This window comes from Xenorhabdus bovienii SS-2004 (assembly GCF_000027225.1).
GTDB classification, from domain to species: Bacteria; Pseudomonadota; Gammaproteobacteria; order Enterobacterales; family Enterobacteriaceae; genus Xenorhabdus; species Xenorhabdus bovienii_C.
In genome coordinates, this window is the sequence record NC_013892.1 from 4,121,266 (window position 1) to 4,134,166 (window position 12,901).

General features: G+C 43.5%; 13 protein-coding genes. 4 read left to right on the forward strand and 9 right to left on the reverse strand.

What is annotated here, in order from left to right:
• Positions 1-230: 230 nt before the first annotated feature.
• Entirely contained in the window at positions 231-1,187 is a 957-nt protein-coding gene (locus XBJ1_RS18400; protein WP_012987297.1) for an IS110 family transposase, read from the forward strand.
• A gap of 63 nt (positions 1,188-1,250) precedes the next feature.
• On the opposite strand, the gene XBJ1_RS18405 is transcribed toward XBJ1_RS18400, so the two are convergent.
• The 9 genes from XBJ1_RS18405 to XBJ1_RS18450 all read right to left on the reverse strand — a co-directional run bounded on the left by XBJ1_RS18405 (position 1,251) and on the right by XBJ1_RS18450 (position 8,995).
• On the reverse strand, positions 1,251-2,264 hold the full coding sequence (locus tag XBJ1_RS18405) for a sulfate ABC transporter substrate-binding protein (RefSeq protein WP_012990543.1): 1,014 nt from the start codon (positions 2,262-2,264) through the stop codon (positions 1,251-1,253).
• 172 nt (positions 2,265-2,436) lie between these two features.
• On the reverse strand, positions 2,437-3,414 hold the full coding sequence (gene pfkA / locus XBJ1_RS18410) for a 6-phosphofructokinase (protein WP_012990544.1): 978 nt from the start codon (positions 3,412-3,414) through the stop codon (positions 2,437-2,439).
• A 205-nt stretch (positions 3,415-3,619) separates the two neighbouring features.
• Entirely contained in the window at positions 3,620-4,519 is a 900-nt protein-coding gene (gene fieF, locus XBJ1_RS18415) for a CDF family cation-efflux transporter FieF (RefSeq protein ID WP_012990545.1), read from the reverse strand.
• A gap of 27 nt (positions 4,520-4,546) precedes the next feature.
• Complete coding sequence (locus tag XBJ1_RS18420) at positions 4,547-5,491, reverse strand: phosphatidate cytidylyltransferase (RefSeq protein WP_012990546.1); 945 nt, start codon at positions 5,489-5,491, stop codon at positions 4,547-4,549.
• On the reverse strand, positions 5,488-6,129 hold the full coding sequence (locus XBJ1_RS18425) for a lysophospholipid acyltransferase family protein (protein WP_012990547.1): 642 nt from the start codon (positions 6,127-6,129) through the stop codon (positions 5,488-5,490). Before XBJ1_RS18425 ends, XBJ1_RS18420 begins: the two co-directional genes overlap by 4 nt.
• Positions 6,130-6,466: 337 nt before the next feature.
• A protein-coding gene (locus XBJ1_RS21100) for an IS1 family transposase (RefSeq protein WP_143827614.1) occupies positions 6,467-7,161 on the reverse strand; the annotation gives its coding sequence in 2 pieces (ribosomal slippage) (positions 6,467-6,909 and positions 6,909-7,161; 696 coding nt in all).
• Positions 7,162-7,241: 80 nt separating this feature from the next.
• Entirely contained in the window at positions 7,242-7,553 is a 312-nt protein-coding gene (locus XBJ1_RS18440) for a type II toxin-antitoxin system YafO family toxin (protein ID WP_012990548.1), read from the reverse strand.
• A 76-nt stretch (positions 7,554-7,629) separates the two neighbouring features.
• On the reverse strand, positions 7,630-8,211 hold the full coding sequence (locus tag XBJ1_RS18445; protein ID WP_012990549.1) for a hypothetical protein: 582 nt from the start codon (positions 8,209-8,211) through the stop codon (positions 7,630-7,632).
• A gap of 286 nt (positions 8,212-8,497) precedes the next feature.
• On the reverse strand, positions 8,498-8,995 hold the full coding sequence (locus XBJ1_RS18450; protein ID WP_012990550.1) for a Spy/CpxP family protein refolding chaperone: 498 nt from the start codon (positions 8,993-8,995) through the stop codon (positions 8,498-8,500).
• Positions 8,996-9,150: 155 nt separating this feature from the next.
• On the opposite strand from XBJ1_RS18450, the gene cpxR reads away from it, so the two are divergent.
• The 3 genes from cpxR (at position 9,151) to XBJ1_RS18465 (ending at position 12,898) form a co-directional block, all read left to right on the forward strand.
• Complete coding sequence (cpxR, locus tag XBJ1_RS18455) at positions 9,151-9,843, forward strand: envelope stress response regulator transcription factor CpxR (RefSeq protein ID WP_012990551.1); 693 nt, start codon at positions 9,151-9,153, stop codon at positions 9,841-9,843.
• Entirely contained in the window at positions 9,840-11,210 is a 1,371-nt protein-coding gene (gene cpxA / locus XBJ1_RS18460; RefSeq protein WP_012990552.1) for an envelope stress sensor histidine kinase CpxA, read from the forward strand. Before cpxR ends, cpxA begins: the two co-directional genes overlap by 4 nt.
• Before the next feature lie 377 nt (positions 11,211-11,587).
• Positions 11,588-12,898, forward strand: coding sequence for a nucleotide sugar dehydrogenase (locus XBJ1_RS18465; protein WP_012990553.1), 1,311 nt, complete (start codon positions 11,588-11,590; stop codon positions 12,896-12,898).
• Positions 12,899-12,901 lie beyond the last annotated feature (3 nt).

Sequence of the window (12,901 nt, forward strand, 5' to 3'; positions counted from 1 at the left end):
AAAGAAACACCCTGCCAGCATACCGCTCACAGGGTGGTGGGGACCATCTTGTATCTTTAATCTGGTTTATTATGGTTAAGTTAGATTGGTAACAATCATGCAGTCAGATAACCATCAAGGGATTAAGCCCGTTAATGAGCTTTCGACGCATGATTGTGACTTTTCTTCGAGAAACCCGAACAGTTGCTTGAAACACAATTCGTATTTGCAAGAATGGGAGCCGAAGAACCATGACTAAAACGATTTGTATCGGTATTGATGTTGCCAAAGCTTCACTTGAAATTGCACTTGGTGCTCAGGGAACCGTAATGACATATCCAAATACCCCTGAAGGTCATGATGAACTAGCGGCTACACTGACCAACTATGAGATTGATTTAGTTGTATTAGAAGCAACAGGGGGTTATGAGGTATCCGTTGCTTGTGTTTTACAGACCATAGGGCTGGCTGTTGCTATCGTCAATCCCCGACAAGCCCGTGACTTTGCTAAGGCAATGGGTAACTTAGCCAAAACCGATAAAATAGATGCTCAGGTGCTGGCACAGTTAGCCCTGGTTTTATCTCAACGAACAGACCGGGATAAAATAGTCAGGATATTGCCCTCTGCTCAGCAACGAGTCTTGCAAGCCATGATCGCACGTCGTCGCCAATTGGTCGTACTTTCCATCTCAGAACGCCAAAGGTTGGGGAATTGCCATCCAGACATTCGAGAAAGCATCACTTTAATGATCAGCTTTATACAGGAACAGCTTAAGGTCATTGAATCTGCCTTGTCTAAACACATTAAAACCTATCATCGTTCCAAACTCGATTTATTATCTACAGTAAAAGGCGTTGGGCCTGCCACAATAGCCACTTTGATCGCTGATGTACCGGAGTTGGGTAAGTTAACACGCCGGGAAATTAGTGCCTTGATTGGTGTTGCACCGTTTAATCGAGATTCTGGATTTTTCCGGGGGAAACGAACAATCTTTGGAGGAAGAGCAATGGTGCGTCGAATGCTATATATGGCCACGTTAACGGCAATTAGATTTAACCCCGTTCTCTGCGCTTTCTACAAGAGATTGACCGAAGCAGGCAAGCCAAACAAAGTCGCCATCGTTGCGTGTATGCGTAAATTACTGGTCATTCTCAATGCAATGATAAAAACAAATAGACCGTGGGACGAATCATTCCACACGGTGTAAAGTGAAAGACAGTTGCTCATTAACCGCCACGGAATATCATCCAATGGCGGTTATTTCTAAACATTAACGCCGGATGATTTCATCGAAAATGCCACCCGTGGCAAAATGCACCTTCTGGGCCTTATCCCAGCCACCAAATACTTCATCAATCGTGAACAATTTCAGTACGGGAAAAACAGCGTGATATTTTTCTGCAATGGCTTTATCACGGGGACGATAATAATTATTTGCCGCAATTTCCTGTCCGACAGGAGAATACAAGTATTTCAAGTATTCCGTTGCCAGTTTACGTGTTCCCCGTTTATCAACCACCTTATCGACAACGGCAACGGTTGGCTCTGCCAGAATGGAAAGACTCGGTGTAACAATCTCAAACTTACCCTGAGCCAGTGCATGGGTAGCCAATAACGCTTCGTTTTCCCATGCGATCAATACATCCCCGATTCCACGCTCCACAAAAGTATTAGTTGCACCACGCGCGCCAGAATCCAACACTTCGACATTCTTATAAAGCGCCTTAACGAAGGCTTTAGTCTTGCCTTGATCCTGATTATTCTGTGCCAGCCCATATCCCCAAGCCGCCAGATAATTCCAACGCGCGCCACCGGACGTTTTTGGATTCGGTGTCACGACAGAAACACCGGGACGAACCAAATCTGACCAATCCTTGATATGTTTGGGATTGCCCTTACGTACCAGAAAAACAATGGTTGAAGTATAAGGCGCGGAATTCTCCGGCAGGCGATCAATCCAATCCTTGGCAATGCGGCCACGCTCTGCAATCGCATTCACATCATATGCCAGCGCCAATGTCACCACATCCGCCTGAAGGCCGTTGATGACAGACGTTGCCTGCTTACCCGAACCACCGTGTGACTGGCGGACTGTTACGTGATCTCCGGTTTTTTGCTGCCAATACTGACTGAATGCCTGATCATACTGCTGATACAATTCACGGGTAGGGTCGTAAGAAACATTCAAGAGTTGCACCTCTTTTGCCCATGCACTACCTCCTGCCAAGACCATCAATAATGCCGTCAATACGGCACACCTTCTTGCTGCCCATCTCGTGACCATTCTGAAATGCTCCCCTAAGCTATTTATGGTATCGCCATAAAAGCTGACAGAAAGCAGTATGACGCAGAAATAATTTAAAATTTCTGCTTATGCATAAGTGGAATATAGTGCAGAAAAGAGCAGCCATAAAATATGGCAGCCCTTGAAAAAGTATGTTGCAGGTGAGAAAGGTTTAGTAAAGCTGCTTCGCCGTTTCCAGCCAGTCTTTCTTGAAAACACGCTGCATATTTTGCACCGCATCGATAATATCGTGATGAACAAGTTTCTCGTTCTGGATACCCACACAACGGCCACCAAAACCTTCCATCAGCAACTGGACAGAATAAGCCCCCATGCGAGAAGCCAGAATACGGTCATACGCCACCGGCGCACCGCCACGTTGAATATGCCCCAGTACTGTTGCACGGGTTTCATGACGTGTTTCTGCTTCAATGTATTTCGCCAATTCATCCACATTGCAGACATGCTCAGTAATGGCAACGATGGCGTGGCGCTTACCTTTTTGGATACCCGCCTTGATTTCCGCCAGTAATTCTTCACGATCGAACGGGATTTCATTCTCAGGCAAAACAATGAATTCGCATCCACCCGCAATTGCCGCAGACAACGTCAAATCACCACAATAGCGCCCCATCACTTCTACAATCGAAATACGCTTGTGGGACGTCGAAGTATCGCGCAGACGGTCAATCGCCTCTACAACTGTTTCCAGCGCCGTAAAATAACCGATAGTGTAATCCGTTCCTGCCACATCATTGTCAATCGTACCAGGCAGGCCAATACAAGGAAAACCCGCTTCAGTCAGCTTTTTCGCCCCTAAATAAGAACCATCTCCCCCAATCACCACCAGCGCATCAATGTCATTTTTACGCATATTTTCAATGGCAATTTCACGGACTTTATCATCCCTGAATTCAGGAAAACGCGCCGATCCCAGAAACGTCCCACCACGGTTAATCATGTCGGAAACACTGAAACGGTCTAGCTTCTTCATGCGGTTTTCATACAACCCCAGATAGCCATCATAAATGCCGTAAACCTCCAACCCTTCGGTTAAAGCGACACGAACAACTCCACGAATAGCGGCGTTCATGCCAGGCGCATCACCGCCACTCGTTAAGACTCCGATTCTTTTAATCTTGTTGATCATGATGACCTCTGACTTGTAGATGTAATATTTACCAATCTGCTGACTGATCCCCTGACGGGAAAATTTACGGCGGTTTTACGAAACCCTGATCGTCACTTCATTAGCTGAATTGATTCAACTCCATCTATGATACGGAAAAACACCCAGTCTGCATTAAGATTATGTTTATTTTCTGACGCTCTTTTGATTATGAATAAATTCCCCGTTAATCCCAACGGTTTTTATGCTCCTCTGGCACAACGGAACAAGGATCTTGGTGAATAATAATATCGGCGCCCGGAAACCTATCCCGCAATTTATTTTCAATCCCCTCAGCCAAAGCATGCGCGTCCACCAGCGGCAGGTGATCATCTATCTCCAGATGGAACTGAATAAAACGCGTTGGACCTGACTGGCGTGTTCGCAGATCATGCCCACCCGCGATTCCGGGATAGCACTTGATCATCTCAATAATCTCTTGCCGCTCCTCATCGGGCAAAGCGCGATCAAGCAAAGATTGTACGGCATCATATCCCATCCGTAACGCACTATAGAGGATATAAGCCCCGATTCCCAAAGCAAACAGGGCATCCGCACGCCGGAAACCATACATACTCAAGACCAGTGCCAGAAGAATCGCCCCATTCATCAACAAATCGGATTTGTAATGCAACATATCCGCGCGAATAGCCTGACTTTGAGTTTTATTGATCACCCATTTCTGGAACGTCACCAAGCAGATCGTTGAAATCAAGGCGACGACGATCACCCAGATACCTATCGTCGCATGCTCCAATGGCTCGGGGGAAACCAAATGCTGAAAACCCGTTAAAAACAGGAAAATGGCCGATCCGGAAATAAACATGCTTTGGGCAAGCGCCGCCAGCGATTCCGCCTTACCATGCCCGAAGGTATGTTCTTTATCGGCAGGCTGGAGCGAATAGCGTACAGCGAAAAAATTAGTCAAAGAAGCGGCCAGATCGACTAAAGAGTCCACCAGCGCCGCCAATAAGCTCACCGACCCCGTCAACCACCACGCAAAAATTTTCACGACCAGCAACACACTGGCCAGCACCGTTGCCAACAACGCAGCAGCACTGACCCATCGCCCATAATTTATACTCATTGACTACCGCCCTTCGGTTATTCAGTCTCAGGTATAAAAATAGCGTGTTAGATGGAAAAATATAGGGGCAGCAAAACAAAGCGAATCAATTCTATCCAACATACCGCCATGCCCCTCAATAATTCCGCCAAAGTCTTTCACTCCACTGTCACGCTTGATTGCTGACATACACAACCCACCAATAAAGCCCATCAACGTGATAGCCAATGACATCAGCCCCGCTTCCCACGGTGAAAACGGCGTCACCCAATACAGTGACATCCCTAGCAGCGAAGAGGCCAAAATCCCCCCAATAAATCCTTCAACCGTTTTATTGGGGCTTAATTTCGGCACAATCGGGCGCTTACCGAATAACTTGCCGAATACATACTGCAAAATATCGGACATCTGCACGACAATCATCAGGAACAGCAATAGCTTGATATTCTGATCCTCATAATCGGGTATATGCAACATCAACAAGGCCGGAGCATGGCTCAGGGCAAACACCGTGATCAGCATTGCCGATTGGATTTTAGCGGTTCGTTCCAGAAAGCGGGTGGTATCCCCAACCAAAGCAATACGCACAGGCAAAAACAGAAAAACGTAAACCGGAATAAAAACTGAGAATAAGCCGTACCATTGCATCCCAATCAAGACATACTGGATTGGCATAAAGACAAAGAAACACCAGAAAAGAGCCTCATGATCACCACGGCGAGTCGGTGTCAATGTGATGAATTCACGCAGGGCAAAAAATGACATCACCGTAAACAGGATCACCGACCCCACAGACCCAACGATAACAGCCAGCACACAGATGATACACATCATCCACCAGCCACGAATTCTGGCATTCAGGTTATCGATAGTCGCACTGCGCTTTGCCCCCGAATACCGAAGCGACAATATGCCACCAATCGCACTGGCGATAATCAATACCCCAAATATCCCACCCAGCAGAAGCATCAGGCCATTATCAATCTTGATCATCGCATCAACTCCTCCAATGCAGACTGAGCACGTTGCAAGAAGGCGACTTTGCTTTCATTTTCACCCAATTTATCCAGAGGCTTGCCAAATGTTGCCGAACAAATAATCGGTACCAATAATCTTTTTCCTTTCGGCAGGACACGATTCGAATTTTCCAGATAGACAGGGATCATTTCAGCATCAGGGTACTGACGAGCCAGATGATACAAACCTCCCTTAAACGGATTGAGTTGTTCACCATCTCCCCGTGTACCTTCTGGAAAGAAAATCAACGACTCTTTTTTCGCCAGAATAGCTTCCAAAGGTGCAAGAACCCCGGATTTTGAAGTATGTTCTCCTTTACGTTCAATCAAGACTGCACGAAATACCTTATACATAAGATAGCGACGCAGCTTGGTTTTATCCCAATAATCCCGTGCAGCTACAGGATGAATCTGATAACGCAATTTGGGGGGAAGCCCAGACCAGATCACCAATCCATCAAGATGGCTGGTATGATTTGCATAATAAATACGGCTTGAGGTCGATGGCTGACAGCCAATCCATCGTACTTGTACACCGGTCAAGACACGGCACAGGCCCAATAACGTCGCGCCCATGCATCTTGCTAACAGGCTTATTTTATGAGAGTTAGCCATATTGGGTATCCTTATCCCTTACTGTGTAATAACAGTGATAAGATTTTCTAATTAGCGGCTTAAGAGAAGGTAAGATAATCAAGATTGGTCAAGATAACAACGGGCTGAGGGCACGTTATTCCCAAGCAGAGGAGAGCTAAATTCATCCAAGCCTATATTGATACGGGCTAATAAGCAATCTCCTCATTAATAGAGAATTACCCTTATAATTTAGTGCGGTAAAATAAAAAATAAGAACCTAGCCCACCAAAAATGCGGCCATGAGCGGTTCTCCTGACATTTTGGGGCTGAAAGACGGCTCAATAGACGGTCGTGTATTAAATAGTTAGAATGCTCACTAAATATAGTTTTCACGCTCAATGAAAGTGCCTATCACTTTATCGTGCATTTCTTCAGATTTGGAATAACCGATTGTTTTTCTATTCAGCCTTTTTATTCGGGTACGATGGGTAAGGTTGGTTCTCTCTATACGTTGGGTAAATATCTTTCCAGTAAGATGGACTTCTTCAGGAAGACAATCATAAACGGCATAATCATCCGTACAGTAAAACCGGATATTAAAGGGTGACAAGAGTGCCAGTAGTTTTTCCCATGTTTTTCTGCTGTGATCCCCAAAAGTATGTGCCACTATCCGTTTCATACGCGGCTCCCAGGCATACCAGAGCCAGCGCTGATTTTTCTGACTCCCCACAAACGACTCCTGCTCATCCACTTCACAGATAAGATGAATGTCATCCCCGTCAAGAGGAAGCGTCGTCACGTTCCGGGGGTTGAGTTTTTAAGCGTTTTCATCACAGTAGCTGTTGCCACCTTCAATACGCGGGCCGTGTCACGGATGCCGCTGTTATTCATCGCCATATCAATAGTCTGCTCTTTGACTCCCGGTTTGCAAGCTTGATAGGTGTATGCCAACTGAAAGACTTTACTGCAGGCATAGCAGCGGTAGCGGGGATAACCTCTATGACCTTTTCCCTGTCCTTTGACATCTTCTGATTGGTGACAATAACGACAATCAACTTCTACTTTAGCCATGTTCCACCACGAAATACCGGAAGATTATCATAACAACTAACTATTTAATACATGACCCAATAGACGGCATTAATAGGGGTTCAGTTATTTTGGAAATCTTCTGCGCGATCAACCAATACAGATAAAAAAGAGGTTCTGGCAAGTTCATGGGCATTTGGGGTCATGATACTAATGAGTTGATATTTTTTCGGCTCACACCAATGACGGGTATACACAAGATAGCTATTACTCTTACGTGCAACAACGGGCATCTTAGCTGACCACGGTTCCTCATCAGGTAATTTGATATGTATTTTGAAAACAAAAGAGGCGCATAGGGATGCATGATCTTCCCAGCGCCCCTCATCACCAAAAATAATCGGCCTCAACCCACCATTTTTCCATTCTTTCAAAAGTTTGGCGTACTATCTGGCAACAGCAGGTAATTCAATATCTTTGTGAATGGAAACAGTTACCACAATATCACCATTAATGAAACATTGGCTTATCAAGGCCCAGCGCTTGATGTTCAGAGCTAATTAATGCTTGAACACCTTCTTTACTGAACTGATCTGCCATTTCAAGCACATTAGGTGATTCATGTGTATTTTTAGTAAATGTGAGAATTTCTTCATATGTATAACGCAAATCCGCTGCTGACCGGCCAAACTGCATAATCGTATTTCGAAGTTCTTGATCACTTGTTTGATTTAAAGCCACTTTTGATGCTCTAACTAATACAGCGCAAAGCGTGATATGTCTTGTTAAATAATTCAGATTATCTCTGGCAAATTTAGACATACTTTTATCATCAATAGGAATACGTTTTTCTTCCCATTCCGCACGCAGATTTCGCAAATGCCCTCTCATACGGTTAGCCATATCAGCAACGTATTTCTGTGCTTCAGCAATAGGCATATACACCATAGAATCATTAACATTTTGTAACATTAACGTATTCTGTGTTGTCGATGTTGCCATGTAACTACCAACGCTATCAGCAGGGACTGGTGCGAGTGATAAAGCCATAGCAGCGGCGATAGAAGAAATGTTATTTTTGCTGATTCTCATAAAATGTGCGCTTTAAATATGATGATTTAACATATTTGATTGAAGCATATAACAGTGTCATTTGTCCATAAATTGTACGGAAAGATTATTTGTTCAACACTAATTTGTGATACAACACTTGAAAATTTTCAAGTTGCTTATAAAATTTTTATAGCTGATTTTTAAAGAGAATTAATTTCAAGCCAGATAAAAAAAAGCCCCACAAGGGGGCTGAAAGACAGGGATGGTGTCTATGGCAAGGAAAACTGTTGTTGATGCAACTTTACGTCAAGGGTATTAATAGAAATCAGTTCATTTCTCGATTAACACGCACTTCATAACGTCTCTGGAGCTGTACTTTCTGCTCTGTTGTCAACAATTGATAAATCTGATTGCGAATACGAGCGATCTCTACACTCAAATCAACATTTTCTTTCGCTATTTTTTCAAGCTGCGACCTGACCGCAGCCTCATCAAAATTCGTTGAATCCAAAAGGCTATACATCTTCCGACGTTCAGCTCTAATATCTGCCACGGGTTTCTCATGCAGACGTTGCTTTTTCACTAAATCCCATATCTGCTGGCGTTGCTGCTCTGTTAAGCTGACTCCAGCGAAGATACAACTATAGTTATAGTTACGTTCATCATTCAGGCAATAACTAACGTTATTCTTATTACCATATGGCATACAATATTGAGAGAAGTCATCCGCAATAACATTATCAGTACCAGCAGTTCCAGCTAAAGCATCGGTTGCCCCAAGAACAAACATTGACGCTAAAGCCAAGATTGCTATGTTACGCATCAAATAATTCCTCGCTTTCTCGAACAGTACTATTCGATGTCAGTGCGGATCACTATAACCCTGCTGCTGCAAACTAGCGTCAGAGCATGTAAAAGAACGTAAAGTTATGGAATAGCAAAGTTTGTTATCGTATTTTGCTCTCGGAGGAAGAAAACATGCATAAAATCTTATTAGTTGATGATGACCGTGAACTGACATCGCTATTAAAAGAGTTGCTCGAGATGGAAGGATTCACTGTTGTGCTCGCTCATGATGGCGAACAGGCATTACAATATATCGATTCTTCAATCGATCTGCTACTACTGGATATCATGATGCCACGTAAAAACGGCATTGAGACACTAAAAGAGCTACGACAAGACCATCAGACTCCCGTTATTATGCTAACGGCCCGTGGAAGCGATTTAGACCGTGTTCTGGGGTTAGAACTGGGTGCTGATGATTATCTTCCTAAGCCGTTCAATGATCGTGAACTGGTGGCCCGTATACGTGCGATCCTGCGCCGTTCCAACTGGAGCGAACAACAGGCTGATAGTGGGACACCTGTACTCGAGGTCGATAAACTACAGCTCAACCCTGGGCGGCAGGAAGCCAGCTTTGACGGTACAATTTTGGATCTTACCGGAACAGAATTCACCCTGCTTTATTTATTAGCGCAACATTTAGGACAAGTCGTTTCCCGCGAACACTTGAGTCAGGAAGTCTTGGGAAAACGGTTGACACCCTTTGACAGAGCCATTGATATGCATATTTCCAACCTGCGCCGTAAATTGCCGAACCGGACTGACGAGTTACCTTGGTTTAAGACATTACGCGGTCGTGGATACTTAATGGTCTCTGCAAAATGATCAATAGTTTGACAGCCCGTATTTTTGCGATTTTCTGGCTTACACTGGCGCTCGTCCTGATGGTGGCCTTGATGGCACCAAAACTGGATTCACGGCAATTGACACCGCTGTTGGACAGTGAATATCAACAGGGCATCATACTCGCGAAACAGATAGAAAAAGAGTTAACCCGCTACCCTGCTAATGAACTGTTTTGGTGGCTACGACTGGATCGCGCAATTGCAAAGTGGACGCCGCCGGGGCAACTTTTACTGCTCGTTACCAGTGAAGGACGTATCGTTGATATCCAGACCAGTGAAAAGCAGGTTGTCCGTAACTTCATTGGTCAATCCAATAATGCAGATCATCCCAAGAAGAAGAAATATGGTCGCTCTGAAATACTCGGGCCCTTTTCTATCCGCGATGGTGAAGATCACTACCAGCTTTACCTCATTAGGCCCGCAGGTAGCCCCCAGTCTGACTTTATTAACTTAATGTTTGACCGACCCCTTTTATTACCTGCTGCAACCATGTTAATTAGTGCGCCATTACTATTATGGCTGGCATGGAGTTTAGCCAAACCTGCCCGTAAATTGAAAAATGCGGCAGATCAGGTTGCGAAAGGCAATTTACGGCCACATCCTGAACTGGAATCAGGCCCACAAGAATTTTTAGCCGCTGGCAGCAGCTTCAACCAGATGATCAACGCGCTGGACAGAATGGTGACAGCCCAACAACGGCTGATTTCCGATATTTCTCATGAACTGCGCACACCACTGACTCGCCTGCAATTGGCTAGCGCCCTGCTGCGCCGACGTCATGGTGAGAGCAAAGAGCTGCAACGTATTGAAACAGAAACTCAACGATTAGATGAGATGATCAATGATCTTCTGGTACTTTCCCGCAATCAGCATAAGAATGAACTGCTGCGAGAAAATATCAAAGCCAACGATATATGGCACGATATCCTGGAGAATGCCAAATTCGAAGTCGAACAGATGAACAAAACGCTGGATATCGTCTCCCCTCCGGGTTCTTGGGTTATCTACTGTAATCCGGCAGTACTCGGTAGTGCATTCGAAAACATCGTCCGTAATGCCCTGCGTTATTCTAGTAGTCATATCGCCGTTGCGTTTAAGGCGGATAACCATGGAGTGACAATTACGGTTGACGATGATGGCCCAGGAGTCAGCCCTGAAGACCGTGAACAAATCTTCCGCCCGTTTTATCGGACAGATGAAGCGAGGGATAGAGAATCGGGTGGAACAGGATTGGGGCTGGCGATTGTTGAAACGGCAGTGAGCCAGCACCGAGGATGGGTGAAAGCAGAAGATAGTCCTTTAGGTGGGTTACGGCTGATAATTTGGTTGCCGTTGCATGGGAGATGAACCACTTTCATCTTAAAATTTAGATAGTTACGGCTTGTAATAGTTAAAGAAAAAAAATTATTGTACTTGACCTCAAAGCAGCGAAGGTCTAACCTCGTCGCTGCTTAACACAAATGGTTTGTGCTTATGGTTTTTATTAAACGATAAAATCCTTTTATATCAAATGGATGAATAAATCGCAAAGTATAATAGGCACTCTGGGAGCCGTAACCTAGTGCGGTAGCTTTATGTTATCTAACATTCTAAGTACAAAAACTTCTACTCTTCTATATACTCCATACCCTCACGTCATAAGTGTCACATAAGCTAAAAGAATATTTTTATTCTAAGAGTATTTTTTTAGCTTACTTTTATATGGTATATTAAAGGCCTATAACATGTCATCACTGAATAAATTAGTTAACAAATTTAATAACAAAAGTGCAAATATAGCTATTGTTGGACTAGGGTATGTTGGTTTACCTTTAATGCTACGCTACAACGATATTGGTTTTAAAGTTATCGGCTTTGATATAGATAAAGATAAAACAGAAAAATTAAGCCGAGGTCTAAGCTATATTGAACATATTTCCTCTTCCAGAATTCAAAAAGCTATTGAAACTGGCTTTGAAGCAACCACTGATTTTTCAAGAATATCAGAATGTGATGCAATTATTCTCTGTGTGCCTACCCCATTAAATAAATATAGAGAACCAGATATGAGTTTCGTCATAAATACAACAGATATGGTGAAACCATTTTTAAGAAAAGGTCAAGTGCTTTCTTTAGAAAGCACAACTTACCCAGGCACAACTGAAGAAGAGTTATTACCTAGAGCAGAAGAAAGTGGCTTAAGAGTTGGTGAAGATATATTTCTAGTATATTCACCAGAACGTGAAGATCCAGGTAACCCAGATTTCGAAACAAGAACTATTCCGAAAGTAATAGGTGGTCACACAGAAAATTGCTTAAACGCTGGCATTGCAGTTTACCAACCAGCTATTGATAAAGTCGTTCCTGTCAGCTCCACAAAAGCTGCTGAAATGACAAAACTACTTGAGAATATACATCGAGCGGTTAATATCGGATTAGTCAATGAGATGAAGCTAGTTGCAGATAAAATGGGCATTGATATACATGAAGTAATCAGAGCTGCAGCAACAAAACCATTTGGCTTTGTTCCTTATTACCCAGGTCCTGGGTTGGGTGGTCACTGCATACCGATTGATCCTTTTTATCTAACATGGAAAGCTAGAGAATACGGCGTTAATACCCGTTTCATTGAACTTTCTGGTGAAGTTAATTCATCAATGCCAGATTATGTTGTTACTAAAACAGTCTTAGCTTTAAATAAAGTTAATAAATCAATTAATGGTAGCAATGTGCTTGTCTTAGGCATTTCATATAAGAAAAATGTTGATGATATGAGAGAGAGCCCATCAGTCCATATAATGGAAAAATTAAGAGACTTAGGTGCATTCGTAGAATATTCAGATCCTCACGTACCTGCTTTCCCTAAAATGCGTGAACACCAGTTCGATCTAATAAGCCAATCTATAACTTCAAATAATTTAAAAGAATTCGATTGTATTATTTTAGCAACAGACCACGATAAATTTGACTATGACTTAATAATTAACAATGCAAAATTAATTGTTGATACTCGTGGAAAATATTCTCCTAATCATAATAACGTGATAAAAGCTTAATTT